Here is a 17,508-nt window from a genome sequence, read left to right on the forward strand (position 1 = left end):
CGCCGTGTCGTCCACGTCCTTCACCCCGCCCTGGGATGTCCATCGGCTGCCGCGTGCCGACGGCAGCGACTTCCTGGTCACCGGCGGCAACGCCGGCATCGGGTACTTCGTCGCGGAGCAGCTGTCCGCGACCGGCGCCACCGTCGTCCTGGGCAGCCGGAATCCTGCGAAGGCCGGCGTCGCCGCGGCCTCGATCCGCTCGCGTGTCCCCGGCGCGCGGGTGCGGTCCGTACGGCTGGACCTCGCCGGCCTCTCGTCGCTCGCGGCGGCGGTGGAGGAGCTGGCGGCACTGGGGGTGGCACGCCTCGACGCGGTGGTCCACAACGCCGGCATCGCGCTTGACGACCCGCCGCGCCGGGAGACCGGGGACGGTCACGAGGCCATGTTCGGCACGAACCACCTCGGGCACTTCGCGCTGACCCACCGGCTGATGCCGCTGCTGTCGGCCGCACCGGCGGCCCGCATCGTCACCACGGGCAGCTTCGCGGCCAAGTCCGAGCGGCTGGATCTGGACGACCTTCAGTCCCGGACCGACTACCGGCCCAAGCGCACCTACGGACGCTCCAAGCTGGCGCAGATGTACTTCGGCCTCGAACTCGACCGCCGGCTGCGCGCCGCCGGCAGCACGGTGGCGAGCGTAGTGGTCCATCCCGGCGGCGCGCTGGACTCCCTGACCCCGCCGCGGCCGCCCGTCCATGCGCGGACCGCCGGCGCGCGGCTCCGCGGTGCACCGGCCGCCCTCCTCGTCCAGGGCAAGGAGGCCGGTGCGTGGCCCGCGGTCCGCGCCGTGCTGGACCCCACCGTGCGCGGCGGACAGCTCTGGGGGCCGCGCGTCTTCGGCCTGCGCGGCAGGCCCCGGCGCGAACGGGTGTGGAGCCACCTCGCCGACGCCTCCGTGGCGGCGCGCCTGTGGGACGCCAGCCGTGACCTGACCGGCGTCGACCCGGGCGCCCTTCCGCCCGGCGCCGCCACCGCACCGCGGCCCGACCTCGGCAGGGGAACGGCACCGTCGCCGGAGCGCATGACCTGACACGTGGCGGAGGCGAGGTGCGGAAGCGGTCCGGTCATGGGCAGAGGTCATGTCATGACGCACACGAGAGATGAGCTTCCGTCAGCTGCTGCTCCGGCGGAGAAGGCGAGCGACGCGGCGCTGGCCCGCGTCCTGGACGTGGTGGCGCGGCGGCGCGCGGAATGCGAGGAGCGGCGGCAGGTGCCCCGCGACGTGATCGCCGTCTTCAAGGAGGCCGGGATCTACCGCGCCGCCACCCCGCGGCAGTTCGGCGGCGAACCGCTTCCGCCCGGCCGGTTCCTCAAGATCGTCGAGCGGATATCCGCCGTCGACGCCTCCGCCGGATGGGTGGCGAGCTTCGGGTCGTCCCTGATGTATCTCGCCGCGCTGCCGCCGGACACCCAGGCCGAGCTGTACGCGAACGGCCCCGATGTCGTCTTCGCCGCCGGCCTGTACCCCGTCCAGCCGGCCGAGCACGTCGCCGGCGGCTACCGCCTGGCCGGACGCTGGAAGTTCGCCAGCGGCTGCCTGGGCGCGGATGTGCTGGGCGTGGGGATCACGGCCGGGCAGGACCGGGCGGGCCGTCCGCGCACCGCGCTGCTGCGGCCCGAGCAGGTCGAGATCGCCGAGAACTGGCAGGTCATCGGCTTACGCGGCACCGGCAGCCACGACCTCGTCGTCGACGGCGCCGTGGTCCCCGAGCGATGGACGTTCGTCCGCGGCGCCCCGCCCACCCTCGACGATCCGCTCTACCGCTACCCGACCGTGCCCTACGCCGCGCAGGTGCTGGCGGCGGTGGCCCTCGGAGTGGCCCGCGCCGCCCTCGACCAGGTGATCTCGGAGGGCGGACGGGCGAGCCACACGGGCGGCCCGGTCGCCGCGGACCGCGCCTCGTACCGCATCTCCGTCGCACGGGCCGAAGCCCAACTGCGGTCGGTCCGCGCCTTCTTCCACGACATCACGGAGGAGGTGTGGCAGACCGTCGAGCGCGGCGATCCGGCCACCTCGCATCAGGCCAGTCTGCTGCGCCTCGCCTCGGCGCACGCCGCCAAGGCCTCGTTCGAGGTGGTCCGGGACGCCTACCACCTCGCGGGAATCCGGGCCATCGCCGACGACAGCCCCATGCAACGCTGTCTGCGGGACGTCTCCGTGATTCCTCAGCACGCGTTCCTCCAGGAGACCGTGTACGACGGAGCAGGGGCCGTGCTGATGGACGCCCCGCCCTTCCCCGGGTATCTCTGAGCAGGCATCACCCGGCCCTTCGCCCACCACCGTCCGGAAAGGCACGACCGCCATGTCCCCCACCTCCGACGCGCCCCTGCGCGTCCTCTTCTGCATCGGCGTCAACCAGAACTTCTTCGACCTGCCGACCGGGCAGCACAAGACCGTCTGGGACGGCACCGTGACCATGCTCGAGCAGCTGCACGCCCTGCCGGGGGTCGAGGTGCTCGGCACGATGGACGACGACCAGCACATGGTCGGCCCGTCCGACTCCTGGCCGTGGACCTGCTACGTCCTCGCGGACGTCGCGGACCAGCGGACGGTCGCCGACGCCTGCAACCTCTTCCGCGCCGTCCAGGTCGGTGAGTACGGGCTGTGGCGCTACATGAAGATCGAGGCCCGCATCGGCCGTCCGCTGCCGGACGTGACGCGATGAGCCCCGAGGCGGCCGACGTCCGGCAGACGGCGCTGGTCACGGGCGCGGCGGGCGGACTCGGCCGCTGCATCGCCGGGCGGCTGCACGAGCGGGGCCTCCGGGTGGCCCTGACCGACCTGGACGCCGAAGCCGCCGCGGACGCGGCGCGCGAGCTGGACCCCACCGGCGAGAGCGCCGTCGGACTGGCCCTCGACGTACGCGAGAAGGACGCCTTCGCAGCCGTGCGCGACCGGCTGACCGAACGGTGGGGCGCCGTCCACGTCCTGGTGAACAACGCGGGCCACTCCAAGGTCGAGGCGCTGATGGACATCACCCCGGAGAGCTTCTCCGGGGTGGTCGACACCAACCTCAACGGCACGTTCTACGGCTGCCAGGTGTTCGGGCAGTACTTCGCCGAGCGCGGCTACGGACGCATCGTCAACATCGCCTCCCTCGCGGGGCAGAACGGCGGCACGGCCACCGGGGCGCACTACGCCGCGGCGAAGGGCGGCGTCGCGACGCTCACCAAGGTCTTCGCCCGCGATCTGGCGCACCGGGGGGTGACGGTCAACGCCATCTCACCCGGACCGCAGGATCTGCCCGTCGTACGGCGCATCGTCGCCCCGGAGAAGCTGGCGCAGACCGAGGCCATGATTCCGGTCGGGCGGCTGGGGCGTCCGGAGTTCATCGCGGACATGGCCGTCCTGCTGTCCTCGGCGCACGCGGACACGGTCACGGGCGCCTGCTGGGACGCCAACGGCGGCCTCTACATGAGGTAACCGGCCGGCGGCCCGGGCGCGCCCGGAGCGGCGGCACCCGACGACCCGGGTGCCGCCTCAGCCGTGGTCCGGAGGCGCGGCGGGCCGCTCCGGGAAGGGAGCACCGGCGCGGAGCGCGGACTCCCGGAGGCGCAGCAGTTCCTCGAACTCGCGCTCCCGGCCCGCCCGGTACGCGGGGACGTCCTCGGGCGCGTAGCGGTAGAAGCCGGCACCGTCCTGAAGCCCCCGGCGCCGGTCCGCCATGTTCTCCTCGACCACCGCGGGCGCGCGGAAGCGGTCGCCCAGCTCGGCGGCGAGGTAGCGCGACGCGTAGTACAGGGTGTCGCCGCCGCCCCAGTCGATGAATTCGAGCGGGCCCAGCACCGAGAAGCGCGGGCCGAATCCGGCGCGGACGGCCCGGTCGATGTCGGCGGCGCTCGCGACCCCTTCCTCGACCATCCGCGCCGCCTCGTTCATTACGAGGACCTGGAGCCGGGGGACGATGTAGCCGGCCGTCGGACCGCAGACGACCGGGACCTTTCCGATCTCCGTCAGCAGCCCGGTCAGCCGGCTCACCTGGCCGGGGTCGGTGCGCTCGCTGCGGCTGATCTCGACCAGCGGCATGAGTTCGGCGGGGTTGAGCCAGTGGGCGTTCACCACCCGGCTCCCGTCGCCGACCAGCTCGGCGAGGTCCGTGACGAGGAACGTCGACGTGGTGGACGCGATGACCGCCCGATCCGCCGCGGCGGCGTCCACCCAGGACAGCACGGACCGTTTGATCTCCAGGACCTCGGGAACCGCCTCGAACACCACGTCCGCCCGGGCGAGGTGGGCCGCGGCCGTTGCCCGGCCGCACACGGTGAGCCGTGGCGCCCGCCCGGGAACGGGTGCGCGACGCTCGGCCAGACGGTCCAGAACCGTGCGCTCGGCCGCCCGCTGATAGCCGGTCCGGTCCTCGTCCGTCTCCTTGACGTCCGCCAGGGTCACGTCCCGTCCCGCGGCCAGGAAGGCGAGGGCGATGCCCTGGCCCATCCGGCCCGCGCCGACGATGACCACGCGGAGGTGCTCCGATTCCGTCACAGTGAGAACCCTTCGTACAGCAGCTTCTTGAGTGCGGGGCGGGTCAGACCGGCGAGATCCAGTGACTCCAGCGTGCGCCCCCGGGCGTACAGATCGGTGCCGGTGACGGCCGAGGCGATGCTCAGCAGGCCCTGCGCGACCGGCGTGCGGCACCCGGCCCATCTGCCCACGGACACCAGGAACGACAGGCCCAGCCGGGTGTCCTCCTGCAGGTAGCGGTGGTGGAGCAGATCGATGGGCTCCCGCCAGTCGCCGCTGCCGGTGAGCCTTTCGTGGGCCGCGCGCCCGTACATCCACTCCTCACCCGTCGTCGCGTAGTGGTCGGCGAGCGGGAAGTGCGGGGCGCGGTAGGCCAACGCCTCGCGGACCGCGATCCGTTCGGCGTCCAGGGCGTCGGTCACCCGCCGGACGGACGGCTGGGTGCCTTCGTGGTGGATGTCCCAGGAACCGCCGTGCTCCAGCGGGCCGGCGTTCATGAGGATCAGCGGGGGATGGATCACCGGCCCCGCGTTCATGAGCGCGCCGCTGAGGCAGTCCTCGACCGGTTCGACGGCCGGGTACGCCGCGCGCAGCACCCGGAACGCGGCGTCGGCCGACCGGGCGGGGAGGACGCCGGTGGGCAGCCGGGTGGCGTACGCGCTGACCGCCACCTCGTGCGGACCGTGCGTGCGGGCGAGGTAGGGCAGCGTGCCGGTCTCGGCGAAGGCGACCTCCGCGCCGCTCCCCGCATCGGCCACCGCCCTCGCGAACAGCACCGTGCCGAAGGTGCCGGGCGGCAGCAGGACCACCTGCCCGTCGCCGAGCAGCGGCGCCAGATGGGGCGCGAGGTCCGCGTGCGCGGTCGCCGGCAGCGGGACGACCACGAGCCGGGCGCCGCGCACCGCCTCGGCGAGGTCCGCCACGGGCCGGATCGCCCCGGCCCGGGCCGCCCGGCCCACCGGCACCTGCCGCAGGCCCCGGTGGTCCCGGATCCCGAGGGCGCCCCGCGCGCCCAGGGCGGCGAGCGCCGCTGTGTCCCGCCGCCACCAGCGCACCGTGTGGCCGCTCTCCGCGAGCGCGGCCGCCGCGGCGAAGGCGCCGTGCCCGCCGCCGAGGATGGTGAGGTCCATATGGGGTGCCGTTCCCTTCCGTTGGCGGACCGTCTCAGCCGACCGCGCCGTCCGGCGCCGCGGCCTGCACGTCCCGTCCGGTCAACCGCTCCTCGCGGGCCATGCTGTCGCGGAAGGGCGCACAGCCGAGCCACAGCAGGCCGGTGCCGAGGACGCCGGCGATCCCGTACACGAGCGACAGGGACGTACCGATGCGCGCCTCCGAGCCGAGGAGTCCGTCCGTGACCAGGGCGACCAGCGTGGTGCCGACGCCCACCGCACTCAGACTCAACACCAGCAGGAACAGCGCCGACACCTGGGCGCGCATCTGGTTCGGGCTGAGCACCTGCATGGCGGCGGTCGACGCGGGCATCGCGAACGAGCCGAAGAACATGGTGACCGCGAGCAGCGCCAGCGACAGCCACACCGGCCTGACGTGCGGGAAGAGGATGACCGGCAGCATCATGCCGACGGCTCCGATCACCCCGGCGCGCATCGCCCCGTCGGTGTGGCCGCGGTGGGTGAGCCGGTCGACGAGCCAGCCGCCGAAGAGCACACCGGCGCCGTTGGCCACCAGCACGACGGCGCCCAGCGCGTACCCGACCTGGGTCGGGCTCATCCCGAACGTGCGCATGTAGAAGGCCGGCGCCCACGACATGAGGCCGAGGAGCACCATCCCGTAGAGGGAGAAGCCCGCGACATGGCAGGCGAACGTCCTCGTGTGGCTGCGGAGGAAGGCGAACACCTCGCGCATCGCCCCCTTCCTTATGGCTCCCGAGGCGTCCCGGGCCAGTCCGTGCCGGGCCGGATCGCGGACGGTCAGGAAGAACAGCAGCGCGAGCAGCAGACCGGGCAGGCCGAGGATGAAGAAGGTCAGCTGCCAGGCGTGGACGTCACCGACCAGCGGCAGGGACAGCGCGTCGACGTCCTTGACCAGGCCGATGACGTAGCCGCCGATGAAGAAGGCGGCGCTGCCCCCGATGAACGAGCCGAGCGCGTAGACGCCGAGGGCGCGGCCCAGCCTGCTCTTGGGGAACATGTCGCTGAACATCGAGTAGGCGGCCGGCGTCAGCGCGGCCTCCCCGATGCCGACGCCCACCCGGGCGAGGAACATGTGCGCAAAGCTCTTGCTGAGGCCGGAGAGCGTGGTGGCCAGGCTCCACAGCGCGATGCCGACGGAGATGATCACGGGGCGGGAGCGGCGGTCCGCCAGCGCGGCGATGGGCAGCCCCATCACCGCGTACAGAAGGGAGAAGGCGAGCCCGCTCAACAGGCTGAACTGGGTGTCCGTCAGGCTGAGGTCGCGCTTTATGGGCTCGATCATCAACGACAGCGCCTGGCGGTCTATGAAGGACAGTACGTACGCGGTCGTACAGATGGCCACGACGTAGGTCCGCTGCCGCGTGGACCCGGAGGTCTCTGGGATCAGTTGCTCGGTCATGAACGGCGCCTCATCGGGGGACGGTGGTGCCCGGAATTCGGTGGAGCCCGGAAAGAGCGAGGGCCACACCGTATCCGTGGTCCACGCGCCCGTCCGCTGACGGAATTCCGATGCCGTACCGGGGATTTCCCGTACCCACGTCAGGGACTCCGTGTCCGCGGCGGATGCCCGGCCGGTGGAAGCGAATGGCCGGTAATCATTTGTTTGTGTCGCAATGGGCCGCCTTCCGCGCCGGGCCCGGACGGACCGGGCCCGGCGCGGAAGGCGATCCGCAGGATTCGGGGCGGGACGGACGGCCGTCGTCGGTGGATTCCCGGCCGGCGAGGTCCTTGAGGTGGCCGCGGTACCACTGTCCCCACCGGTCGAACTGCTCGATGAGCGGTTCGAGGCTGCGGCCGGCCTCGGTGAGGCGGTACTCGACCCTCGGGGGGACCTCGGGATAGACGGTGCGGCTGATCAGCGCGTCGTCCTCCAGCTCGCGCAGCTGGCGGGTGAGCATGCGCTGGGTGATGCCGGGCATCGCCTGCCGCAACTCGCCGAAACGGTGGGTGCGTTGGGTCAGATAGCGCAGGATCAGCAGTTTCCACTTGCCGCCGACGACCGAGAGCACGACCTCGGTGTTGCAGTACTCGGCCATCTCGTCCACGCGCTCCCGTACCCGTCTCATGATCAGCACCCTAGGCAGGTATACGGAGGGGAACCACGGGTCCTGAGTGGTACCACGGCACAGAAAAGACCGTACTTGTGCAGGTCGCGGGCGGCCCGGACAGTGGTCCGGTGCTCATTTCCAGGGACTGTGGTCGCGGGACGCCCCGCCGTTGGGCTTCGCTGGCGGTGCTGTGCGTCAGCCTGCTGATGGTCGGGATGGACCTGACCGTGCTGCACGTGGCGGTGCCGACCCTCAGCGGGCAGCTGCTGCCGAGCGGGGCCGAACTGCTGTGGATCGTCGACAGCGAGGCGCTGGCCGTCGCCGCCGGGCTCATCACCTGCGGCACGCTCGGCGACCGCTGGGGCCGAAAGCGCATGCTGATGGCGGGCTTCGCGGTGTTCGGACTGGCCTCGGCGGGCGCCGCGTTCGCCGCCACGCCGCTCCAGCTGATCGTGGCGCGGTCGGTGCTGGGCATCGGCGGCGCGATGATCATGGCGAGCACGCCGGCCCTGATCCGCGCCCTCTTCCCCGACGACCGGGAGCGCACCCTCGCCGTGGGCCTGTGGACCGCCGCCAACAGCGTCGGCGTCGCGACGGGGCCGCTGCTGGGCGGGCTGCTGATCGAGCACTTCTGGTGGGGCTCGGTCTTCCTGGTCAACGTGCCGGTCGTGGCCGCCGCACTGGTGGCCGGCGGGATGCTGGTACCGGAGTCGAGAGACCCCCGGCCGCACCGCTGGGACGCGGCGGGCGCCGCGATGTCCGCCGTGGGACTGGTCGGCGTGGTCTATGCCTTCCAGCAGACGGGGGCGACCGGCGGCGGGCCCCTCACCTGGGGCGCGGCGGCCGCCGGGCTCGCGCTGCTGGCCGGGTTCGTGGTGCGGCAGCGGCGCATCGCCGAACCGCTGCTGGATCTCTCGCACTTCGCCGACCGGCGGTTCTCCCTCGCCGCGCTGTGCATCATGGCGTGCTACGGCGCGTACGCCGCCCTGCTCTTCCTGCTCACCCAGCGGCTCCAACTGGTGGACGGGCAGGCCCCGTTGCGGGCCGGGCTGGCGCTGGTGCCGCTGGCGGTGGCCAACGCGGTGGGCGCCGCGTCGGCGCCGCGGCTGAGCGGGCGGCTGGGCCGCCACCGGGGCCTGGCCGGTGGACTGCTGCTGATGGCGGCGGCGCTGGCGGCGTTCAGCGTCCTGGGATCGGCGGGCAACATCGGGGCGCTCGTCGCCGCGGGCCTCGGCTCGGGCGTGGTCATGACGCTGGGCTCGGACGCCGTCCTCGGCGCCGCAGGGCCGGAACGGGCCGGCGCGGCGGGGGCGATCCAGGAGACCTCCTTCTCGCTCGGCGCCGGCCTGGGACTCGCCTCGCTGGGCACCGTGCTGACGCTGGTCTACCGCTCGGACTTCGGGCCCGTGCCGGGCGCCACCGAAGCGCAGCGGGACGCGGCGCGCACCTCGCTCGGCGCCGCCTCGAAGATCGCGGCGCACCTCGGCGGCCGGACCGGCGCGGCGCTGCTGCGCGGTGCCCGGGACGCCTTCGACGCGGGCTTCTCGGCGGCCACCGGCATCGCCGCCGGCGTCCTGGTGCTGCTGGGGGCGGTGGTCGCGGTGTGGCTGCGGCCGGCGGGCCGCCGGCGCGGGGCCGGACGGGACGAGCCGTCGCGCCGGGCGGTGCCGGCTCCCGCGGAGCGCTGCTGAGCCCGGAGGCCGGCTGCCGCTTCCGCGCTCCCGCACGCCCACGGCGCCCCACCCCCACGTCCGATTTCCGCCGGTCCGGGGCCCGGCGGCGGCGCACACTGGGAGACGTGATGGATGACGAGACCAGGTACGAGGCGGTGTCGAGCCGGGACGCACGGTTCGACGGGGAGTTCTTCTTCGCCGTCACGACGACCGGCATCTACTGCCGTCCGAGCTGTCCCGCGGTCACCCCGAAACGCGCCAACGTCCGGTTCTTCCCGTCGGCCGCCGCCGCGCAGGCGGGCGGCTTCCGCGCCTGCCGCCGCTGCCGCCCGGACGCCGTGCCGGGCTCCGCGGAGTGGAACGTCCGCGCCGACCTCGTCGGCCGGGCCATGCGGTTCATCGGCGACGGCGTCGTCGACCGGGAAGGCGTCGCCGGGCTCGCCCGCCGCCTCGGCTACAGCACCCGCCAGGTCCAGCGGCAGCTCACCGCCGAGCTGGGCGCAGGCCCCGTGGCGCTGGCCCGGGCGCGCCGCGCGCACACCGCGCGGGTGCTGCTCCAGACCACCGAGCTGCCCGTCACGGAGCTGGCGTTCGCCGCCGGGTTCGCCAGCATCCGGCAGTTCAACGACACGATGCGGGAGATCTACGCCGGCACCCCGCGCGAGCTGCGCGCCGCCGCGCTGCGCGGTCCGGCCCGCACCGGCACCCGGCGCGCGGCGGACGGCCCCGCGCCCCACGGCATACCGCTGCGCCTGGCCCACCGCGGCCCGTACGCCGCCGCCGAACTCTTCGACTTCCTCGCGGCCGAAGCCGTCCCCGGGGTGGAGGAGACGGTCGGCCCGCGCGGGCGCCGTACGTACCGGCGCACCCTGCGGCTCAGCTACGGCACCGCCATCGCCGAGGTCGACGAGGCCACCGGCGGCGCGGCCCGGCGACGGCCGCGCGCGGGGGAGCGGGTCCCGGAGGGCGGCGGCTGGCTGGAGTGCCGGCTGCGGCTGACCGACCCGCGCGATCTGGCCACCGCCGTGCAGCGGCTGCGGCGCCTCTTCGACCTGGACGCCGACCCGTACGCCGTCGCCGAGCGGCTGGGCGGCGACCCGCTGCTGGGCCCGCTCGTCGCCGCCTGCCCGGGCCTGCGGTCACCGGGCGCGGCCGACCCCGAGGAGCTGGCCGTCAAGGCCGTGCTCGGCGGGCCCCCGGAGCGCGCCGCGGCGCTGGTCGCCGCCCACGGCAAGCCGCTGGACGCCGCCGACGGCGGCCTCACCCATGTCTTCCCGGCCCCCGGCGCCCTCCTGTCCGCCGAGGTCCCGGAGCCGGTACGCGCCCTTTGCACGGCGCTCGCCGACGGCACGCTCGACCTCGGCGCGGGCGCCGACCGCGCCGAGGCCGAACGGGTCCTGCGGGCGCTGCCCGGTATCGGCGCACGGGCCGTCGGCCACCTGAGGATGCGGGCCCTCGGCGACCCGGACGCCGGCCCGGACGGCGCGCCCGAGGCATGGCGCCCGTGGCGCGCCTACGCCCTGCACCACCTGTGGAACGCGGGCCGCGTCCCGCCCGGAGAGTTCGCCCTGCCGGCGCTCGCCACCGGGTGAACGCCCCGCCTCACCCGGCGAGCACCGCGCCCGCCCACGCGCCCACCACCAGCAGACAGGCGAACAGCTCCACCAGCACGCTCAGCCCGACGGCCCGCATCGCCGTACGGGTGGCGGCCCAGGCGTCGCCGTGGCTGCCGAGCCGGGCCCGCTCCAGCAGGTAGTGCGCGCCGAGGGCGCAGAGCGGCGCGCCGATCACGGGAATCACGAAGAACCCGGCGATCCCGGCGGCGCCGGAGAGGAACAGCACGCGGTACGGGGTCCCCGCGGCCCGCAGATTGCGCGTCGGCAGCAGAAACTTCACCGCCTGCTGGAGCAGGAGCAGCGCGGTGGCGGCGATCAGCACCGTCCACGCCACCGACGTCTGCTCCGCCATCGCCCACCACAGCACCCCCGCCCAGACGATGGGCGTCCCGGGCACGCCGGGCACCAGCACCCCGAGCAGCCCGAGCAGCAGCACCAGCCCGACGGCGAACAGCTGCCACCCGCTCATCGGGCGTCCCCGCCGGGCCGGCCCACCGCTCCCGCCACGGCACACCCCCGGTCCGGCACGCTGCGCACGCTCATGGCCCAAGCCTGCCGGACGTGACCCGAACGCGCTCCCCGGACCGGTCCCACCGGGACGCCGGGCCCCGGCCCGCGTGGTACGCGCCCGCCCGGCCCGCACCGGCGCCCGGCCGCGCGGTCCGGCGGCCGGTGGGCCGTCCGGCGGAACGTCCGGGCGAACACTTCTTCGCGCCCTGTTTCCCCGCCGCCGGCGCGTGGACAATACGGCGCATGAACCAGCAGGGCGCACCATGCCGCGGGCCGGAGGACGACTGGTGGCGGCAGCTTTACGGCGACATCCGTCCGGACCGGGACCATCCGGGCCACGCCCCCGGCACCCCGGGCCCGGCCCCGTACGCACCGAGCGACACCGGCCCGTCCGGAGCCACCGACACCCTGGACGAACGGGTCGCATCGGCCCTCCGCGCGCTGAACACACCACCGGGGGCCGCGACCGGCCCGGGTGCGGTCCCCGTACCTGGCGGGCCGACAGCATCGGGCGCCGGTGCGCCGGTTCCGGCCGAGGCGCTCCGGCTGTCGGCTGCGGCTGCGGCCGGAGCGGCTACGGGGCCGGCCCGGTCTGCCTCGGTGCCTGCCTCGGCTCCGGTCACCTCCGCTCCGGCCACCTCGGCCGCGGGAGTCACCGCATCGGCTCCGGGTGCGGCGGCTTCCGACTCGGCTCCGGTCAGCCCGGTTCCGGCAACCTCGGCTTCCGGCGCCACCGCCTCGGCTCCGGGTCCGGGCGCAGCGGCTCCGGTGGCATCCGTTTCGGTGGCATCCGCTTCGGCTCCGGTCGGCTCGGCCTCGGGCGCTGCCACCTCGGCTTCGGGTGCGGCGGCTTCTGCCTCGGCTCCGGCTTCTTCCGGGGCGGCGTCGGTTCCGGGGCCGGCCGTGGCATCACCGGATTCCGCTGGGGCGTCCCCGGGCACCGCCGCGGTGTCACCGGAGCCCTCCGCGGTGTCTCCGGACGCGCCTGTGCAGCCCCGGAATTCCTCCGCGGTGTCTCCGGACGCGCCTGTGCAGCCCCGGAATTCCTCCGTGACGTCCCCGGACGTGCCCGTGCAGTCCCGGGATTCCTCCGCGGCAGGCCCGGAGCTGCCCGCCGCGGCCGGGGGCCCGACCGCTACGGTTCCGTCGCCCTCGGCCCCGGTGCCTCCGCCCCCGGCCGGGCCGCGGTCGCGGGACGAGGCCCCGGGGGAGCCGCGGTCGACCGCGGCGGGCCCGGCCACGGAGCGCCCGCGCCCGGCGGAGGACGCCGACGCCGCGGAGCCCGGGACGCCAACCGCCGACGTACGGTCCGCGCCCTCGCCCGCCGGGACGGTGCCGCCCTCCGCCGACGGACCGGCGCCGACGGGCGACGCACCCCGCCCGGCCCCGCTGCCCACCATTGGGCTGCTCCCGCCCGGGCTGCTGCCACCGGAGGAGCTGCCGGCCGGCCGGTCCGCCGCCGATGCGCCGCCGTGGCCGTTCCGCTCCGGGACGCTGCCGCCCGGGTTGCTGCCCCCGGAAGAACTGCCGTCCGCCCGGCCCTGCGCGGGCGTACGCACGCCGCCCGCACCGCAGCCGCTCCCCGACGAGCGGCCACCGACGGACCGGGCCGAGGCCCCGGCGGAACCGTCACCCGGCGAACCGTCCCCCATCGCTCCGGCCCGCCCGGAGACGACGCCCCCGGAGCCCGCGCCGCAAGCCGAGGCACCCCCGGAGCCCGCGCCGCAAGCCGAGGCGCAGCCGGACACCGGGGACGTATCGGGGAGGCGAGCCGCGGCGGAGCCCGAGGTCGGACCGGGGTTTCCCGAGGTCGGCCCGGAGCCCGAGGTCGGGCCGGAGCCCGAGGCCCACCCGGAGTCTCCCGAGGCCGGACCGGGGGAGCCCGAGCCGGTCACTGCGTCCGCGATGAATACGGAGACCAGGCCGTGCGGTGAAGCGCCGGCACCGGACGGGGAAACCGCGCCGCCCGGTGAGGTGTCGGCCCCGGCCGCAGATCCCGCACCACCCGTCGGCGCGGCGCCGACCCCGGCCGCGGATGCCGCGCCCTCCGACGAGGCGCCGAAACCCGACACGGACACGCCGCCAACTCCCGATGAGCCAACGGCCACCGAGCCCCCGGACGCCCCGCCCGTACGGCACACCGAACCCGTGCTCCCCGAATCGCTCGAAGCCGCCTCGGAGCCCCGGGCCGAGGCGGACGGGGAGAGCACCGCTGAGCCCCGGCCTGAGCCGGTCACCGAACCCGTATTCCCCGAACCGCTCGAAGCCGCCCTGGAGCCCCGGGCCGAGGCGGACGGGGAGAGCACCGCTGAGCCCCGGCCTGAGCCGGTCACCGAACCCGTGCTCCCCGAACCGCTCGAAGCCGCTCCGGCCCTTCGCCCCGAGCCGGACGGGGACAGCACCTCTGCCTCCCACCCCGGGCCGGTCACCGAACCCGGCCTCCCCGAACCACCCGAAGCCACCCCGGCCCCCCACCTCGAGCCGGACGAGAAGCTCACCCCCGCCCCCCAGCCCGCCCCGGTCACCGCTCCCGCTCCCACCACAGCTCCCGCTCCCGCTCCCGCCCCCGGTTTCATCGGGCACCGGCCGCCCACCTACGCGGCCGAGCCCGTCGCGTTGCCCGTTGCCGATCCCGCGGCGCTGGGGGAGTTGGTGCCGGACACCGTGCTGGACGGGGCGCAGTACGGCTCGCTCACGTTGCGTGCGGTGTCGCAGCGCGGGGACTCGGCGCGTTACCGGGGGGCGCCCCGCCGCGACGCCCTGCTGCTGGCGCGGTTCGGGAGCGGTGCGCAGACGCTGATCCTGGCGGCCGTGGCGTCCGGGCCCGCCGCCGGGGATCCGCGCGCGGCGCACGACGCCTGTGCCTGGATCGGCGGGGCGGTGGCGCGTAGTTGCACCCGATTGGCGGAGGACCTGCGCACCGACCACCGCAGCGCCCTGCGGTCGGGGCTCCAGCGGCTCGCCGGCCGCGGCTACGGCAAGCTGCGCGGCCGCACCGCGGGCCCCGGCGAGGCGTCGGAGTCGCCGGCCGCGGTGCGCTGCCTGCTGCTGCCCGCCGACCCGGCGTGCCGTACCCGGGTCTTCTTCGGCGTCGGCGAGGGCGGCTTCCTGCGGTTGCGCGACGGCGTCTGGGAAGACCTCGAACCGTCCGCCGCCGGCCCGGTGACGGACGCGCCCGGGGCGGATCCGGACGGCGCCGGGCAGCCCGCGCCGTTCCTCTTCGGGACCGTCACCGGGCGGCGCGGTGACGCCCTGCTGCTGTGCAGCGCCGGGCTCGCCGAACCGCTCGCCGACGAACCCGGGCTCGCCGACCGCCTCGCCACCGATTTCTCCGGCCCGCCGCCCGGCCTGACCTCCTTCCTCACCTCCGCCCAGGTCCGGGTCAAGGGCCATGCCCGCGACCGCACGGCCGTCGGGGTCTGGGACACGTAGCGCACCCACGGGCACGGCCCGCCCGTACGGCACACCGCGGACCGCCCCGCCGCACCCGGCACCGACCGCCCCGCCGCCCCGCCCCCTGCCGTCCGCCCGGGTGGCAGCGGAGGCGGACCCCGGCGCCTCATGGGTTCATGGGAGGGAACGGCTCACCGACGGCGGCGAAGGAGCGAGCGGGACATGGCGAAGCAGACCGTGGCCGAGCAATTCGTGGACATCCTGGTGCGGGCCGGGGTGCAACGGCTGTACGGCGTCGTCGGCGACAGCCTCAACCCGATCGTCGACGCGATCCGCCGCTCGCGGGCGATCGACTGGATCCAGGTCCGGCACGAGGAGAGCGCCGCGTTCGCCGCGGGCGCCGAGGCGCAGGTCACCGGCAAGCTCACCGCCTGCGCCGGATCCTGCGGCCCCGGCAACCTCCACCTCATCAACGGACTCTTCGACGCCCACCGCTCGATGGCCCCGGTGCTCGCGCTCGCCTCGCACATCCCCTCCAGCGAGATCGGCACCGGCTACTTCCAGGAGACCCACCCCGACCGGCTGTTCGCCGAGTGCAGCCACTACAGCGAGATGATCTCCAGCCGGCACCAGATGCCGCGGGTCCTGCAGACCGCCATCCAGCACGCCGTCGGCCGCAGCGGAGTGTCCGTCGTCTCGCTGCCCGGCGACATCGCCTCCCAGACGGCGCCCGACCGTGCCATCGAACACGCCCTGGTCACCGCCCGCCCGTCGGTCCGCCCCGGCGACGCCGAGATCGACCGGCTCGCCGAACTCGTCGACGCGGCGGGCAAGATCACCCTGTTCTGCGGCAGCGGCACCGCGGGCGCCCACGCCGAGGTGATGGAGTTCGCCGAACGCGTCAAGGCGCCCGTCGGCCACGCCCTGCGCGGCAAGGAGTGGATCCAGTACGACAACCCGTACGACGTCGGCATGAGCGGACTGCTCGGCTACGGCGCCGCGTACGAGGCGACCCACGAGTGCGATCTGCTGATCCTGCTCGGCACCGACTTCCCGTACAACGCCTTCCTCCCCGACGACGTGAAGATCGTGCAGATCGACGTCCGGCCCGAACACCTCGGCCGCCGCTCGCAGCTGGCCCTCGGCGTCTGGGGCGACGTCCGCGAGACGCTGCGCTGTCTGACACCCAAGGTGCAGATCAAATCGCAGCGCGCCTTCCTCGACCGGATGCTCAAGAAGCACGCCGACGCACTGGAGGGCGTGGTCAGCGCCTACACCCGCAAGGTCGAGAAGCACATCCCGATCCACCCGGAGTACGTCGCCTCCGTCCTCGACGACGAGGCCGACGACGACGCGGTGTTCACCGTCGACACCGGCATGTGCAACGTCTGGGCCGCCCGCTACCTCACGCCCAACGGCCGCCGCCGGGTGATCGGTTCGTTCACCCACGGCTCGATGGCGAACGCGCTGCCGCAGGCGATCGGCGCGCAGTTCATCGATCCGGGGCGGCAGGTCGTCTCCATGTCCGGCGACGGCGGCTTCGCGATGCTGATGGGCGACTTCCTGACGCTCGTCCAGTACGACCTGCCGGTCAAGGTGGTGCTGTTCAACAACTCCTCGCTCGGCATGGTCGAACTGGAGATGCTGGTCGCGGGCCTGCCGTCGTACGGCACCACCAATCGCAACCCGGACTTCGCCGCTCTCGCCCGGGCGGCGGGCGCGCACGGGATCCGGGTCGAGAAGCCCAAGCAGCTGCGCGGCGCGCTGCGCGAGGCCTTCGCGCACAAGGGGCCCGCGCTGGTCGATGTCGTCACCGACCCCAACGCGCTGTCCATCCCGCCGAAGGTCGGCGCCGAGATGGTGTCCGGCTTCGCGCTCTCCGCCGGGAAGATCGTGCTGGACGGCGGCGTCGGCCGGATGCTTCAGATGGCGCGGTCCAACCTGCGCAACATTCCCCGTATGTGACGCCGTGCCGTGCAAGAGATGAACGCCGAATGTCCGGATCGCGCCGTTCCGTCTGTGGCCCGGAGCCCGGTGGGGTGGACCTGTGAAAGTCGAAGCATGTCGCCTTTCCCCGTGGGCATGCATCTCCGTGAGGCTGTTCGAGAGAGCCGGTGGGACGTCTGGGGGGCGGGGGAGAGGATGCGTCAGCCTGTGCGGCGCGAGGACGGCGAGCGACACGGTGCGGTGGCCGAGGGGGGCCGGGGCACCGCGGTGGTCGCCCGCGGACCAGGAGTGCTGGAGCGAAGAATTCGCCCCGCCGATCTGGGGGCGGTCGCGGAAGTGCGGCGCGCGTTACGGGAGTTGCTGCGCCGCTGGGACGGTCCGGAGCCCGCCGGGCTCGGCGACACCGCGGCGCTGCTCGTCAGCGAACTGGTCACCAACGCCCTGGTGCACACCACCGGCGGCGCCCTGCTCACCGCCACGGTCACCGACCGGCTACGGGTCGAGGTGCGGGACTGCGCCTCCGCCCGCCCCGAGCCCCGCCCGCCGACAGGCGACGGCACCTCCGGCCGGGGCCTGATCCTCGTCCGCTCCCTGGCGGACGCCTGGGGCGTACGGCCGCACGCCCTCGGCAAGACCGTCTGGTTCGAACTGGGCGGCGGACCGGCCTAGGGGGCCTGTCGTCAGACTCCCGTCTGCATCCACGAAGAC

Annotated in this window: 14 protein-coding genes; 9 read left to right on the plus strand and 5 right to left on the minus strand. The window is 74.6% G+C overall.

Annotated elements, in window-relative coordinates; genetic code table 11:
- Positions 1-4 precede the first annotated feature (4 nt).
- From ABT345_RS20950 to ABT345_RS20965, 4 genes are read left to right on the plus strand one after another with little or no spacing between them, the layout of a single operon-like run.
- The gene (locus tag ABT345_RS20950) at positions 5-1,030 is read left to right on the plus strand and encodes an SDR family NAD(P)-dependent oxidoreductase (protein WP_345085710.1); all 1,026 of its coding nucleotides are present in this window, start codon (positions 5-7) and stop codon (positions 1,028-1,030) included.
- 54 nt (positions 1,031-1,084) lie between these two features.
- Positions 1,085-2,251 carry an acyl-CoA dehydrogenase family protein gene (locus tag ABT345_RS20955; protein ID WP_345085712.1) on the plus strand — a complete coding sequence of 389 codons (1,167 nt, stop codon included), beginning with the start codon at positions 1,085-1,087 and terminating at the stop codon, positions 2,249-2,251.
- A 52-nt stretch (positions 2,252-2,303) separates the two neighbouring features.
- Entirely contained in the window at positions 2,304-2,666 is a 363-nt protein-coding gene (locus ABT345_RS20960; RefSeq protein WP_345085714.1) for a hypothetical protein, read from the plus strand.
- Complete coding sequence (locus tag ABT345_RS20965; RefSeq protein WP_345085716.1) at positions 2,663-3,424, plus strand: SDR family NAD(P)-dependent oxidoreductase; 762 nt, start codon at positions 2,663-2,665, stop codon at positions 3,422-3,424. Before ABT345_RS20960 ends, ABT345_RS20965 begins: the two co-directional genes overlap by 4 nt.
- 57 nt (positions 3,425-3,481) lie before the next feature.
- Here ABT345_RS20965 and ABT345_RS20970 read toward each other — a convergent pair whose 3' ends face one another.
- The 4 genes from ABT345_RS20970 to ABT345_RS20985 form a co-directional block, all read right to left on the minus strand.
- A complete protein-coding gene (locus tag ABT345_RS20970; RefSeq protein ID WP_345085718.1) occupies positions 3,482-4,483 on the minus strand; it encodes a 3-hydroxyacyl-CoA dehydrogenase NAD-binding domain-containing protein in 1,002 nt (333 codons plus the stop codon).
- Positions 4,480-5,592: an NAD/NADP-dependent octopine/nopaline dehydrogenase family protein gene (locus ABT345_RS20975; protein WP_345085720.1), complete on the minus strand. Its 1,113-nt coding sequence runs from the start codon at positions 5,590-5,592 to the stop codon at positions 4,480-4,482. Before ABT345_RS20975 ends, ABT345_RS20970 begins: the two co-directional genes overlap by 4 nt.
- A 34-nt stretch (positions 5,593-5,626) precedes the next feature.
- On the minus strand, positions 5,627-7,012 hold the full coding sequence (locus tag ABT345_RS20980) for an MFS transporter (RefSeq protein ID WP_345085722.1): 1,386 nt from the start codon (positions 7,010-7,012) through the stop codon (positions 5,627-5,629).
- A 196-nt stretch (positions 7,013-7,208) separates the two neighbouring features.
- Positions 7,209-7,679, minus strand: coding sequence for a winged helix-turn-helix transcriptional regulator (locus tag ABT345_RS20985; protein ID WP_345085724.1), 471 nt, complete (start codon positions 7,677-7,679; stop codon positions 7,209-7,211).
- A 110-nt stretch (positions 7,680-7,789) separates the two neighbouring features.
- Between ABT345_RS20985 and ABT345_RS20990 the strand changes: the two genes are divergently transcribed.
- On the plus strand, positions 7,790-9,352 hold the full coding sequence (locus ABT345_RS20990) for an MFS transporter (protein ID WP_345085726.1): 1,563 nt from the start codon (positions 7,790-7,792) through the stop codon (positions 9,350-9,352).
- 110 nt (positions 9,353-9,462) lie between these two features.
- A complete protein-coding gene (locus ABT345_RS20995; protein WP_345085728.1) occupies positions 9,463-10,926 on the plus strand; it encodes a DNA-3-methyladenine glycosylase 2 family protein in 1,464 nt (487 codons plus the stop codon).
- Positions 10,927-10,936: 10 nt separating this feature from the next.
- Here ABT345_RS20995 and ABT345_RS21000 read toward each other — a convergent pair whose 3' ends face one another.
- On the minus strand, positions 10,937-11,419 hold the full coding sequence (locus ABT345_RS21000; RefSeq protein WP_345085730.1) for a DUF456 domain-containing protein: 483 nt from the start codon (positions 11,417-11,419) through the stop codon (positions 10,937-10,939).
- A 2,189-nt stretch (positions 11,420-13,608) separates the two neighbouring features.
- Here ABT345_RS21000 and ABT345_RS21005 point away from each other — a divergent pair.
- From ABT345_RS21005 to ABT345_RS21015, 3 genes are all read left to right on the plus strand, one after another.
- Positions 13,609-14,892, plus strand: coding sequence for a protein phosphatase 2C domain-containing protein (locus tag ABT345_RS21005; protein ID WP_345085732.1), 1,284 nt, complete (start codon positions 13,609-13,611; stop codon positions 14,890-14,892).
- 183 nt (positions 14,893-15,075) lie between these two features.
- Positions 15,076-16,818: a pyruvate dehydrogenase gene (locus tag ABT345_RS21010; RefSeq protein ID WP_345085734.1), complete on the plus strand. Its 1,743-nt coding sequence runs from the start codon at positions 15,076-15,078 to the stop codon at positions 16,816-16,818.
- Between the two features lie 177 nt (positions 16,819-16,995).
- A complete protein-coding gene (locus ABT345_RS21015; protein WP_345085736.1) occupies positions 16,996-17,469 on the plus strand; it encodes an ATP-binding protein in 474 nt (157 codons plus the stop codon).
- Positions 17,470-17,508 lie beyond the last annotated feature (39 nt).

This window comes from Streptomyces sp. NPDC000404 (assembly GCF_040300365.1).
Taxonomy (GTDB): domain Bacteria; phylum Actinomycetota; class Actinomycetes; order Streptomycetales; family Streptomycetaceae; genus Streptomyces; species Streptomyces ramulosus.

Excerpts from the sequence above, each read along its gene's own strand:
- ABT345_RS20960 (WP_345085714.1), top strand. The coding sequence starts at position 2,304 with ATGTCCCCCACCTCCGACGCGCCCCTGCGCGTCCTCTTCTGCATCGGC.
- ABT345_RS20955 (WP_345085712.1), top strand. The coding sequence starts at position 1,085 with ATGACGCACACGAGAGATGAGCTTCCGTCAGCTGCTGCTCCGGCGGAG.
- ABT345_RS21000 (WP_345085730.1), bottom strand. The coding sequence starts at position 11,419 with ATGAGCGGGTGGCAGCTGTTCGCCGTCGGGCTGGTGCTGCTGCTCGGG.
- ABT345_RS20995 (WP_345085728.1), top strand. The coding sequence starts at position 9,463 with ATGGATGACGAGACCAGGTACGAGGCGGTGTCGAGCCGGGACGCACGG.
- ABT345_RS20980 (WP_345085722.1), bottom strand. The coding sequence starts at position 7,012 with ATGACCGAGCAACTGATCCCAGAGACCTCCGGGTCCACGCGGCAGCGG.
- ABT345_RS20965 (WP_345085716.1), top strand. The coding sequence starts at position 2,663 with ATGAGCCCCGAGGCGGCCGACGTCCGGCAGACGGCGCTGGTCACGGGC.
- ABT345_RS21015 (WP_345085736.1), top strand. The coding sequence starts at position 16,996 with ATGCGTCAGCCTGTGCGGCGCGAGGACGGCGAGCGACACGGTGCGGTG.
- ABT345_RS21010 (WP_345085734.1), top strand. The coding sequence starts at position 15,076 with ATGGCGAAGCAGACCGTGGCCGAGCAATTCGTGGACATCCTGGTGCGG.
- ABT345_RS20985 (WP_345085724.1), bottom strand. The coding sequence starts at position 7,679 with ATGAGACGGGTACGGGAGCGCGTGGACGAGATGGCCGAGTACTGCAAC.
- ABT345_RS20975 (WP_345085720.1), bottom strand. The coding sequence starts at position 5,592 with ATGGACCTCACCATCCTCGGCGGCGGGCACGGCGCCTTCGCCGCGGCG.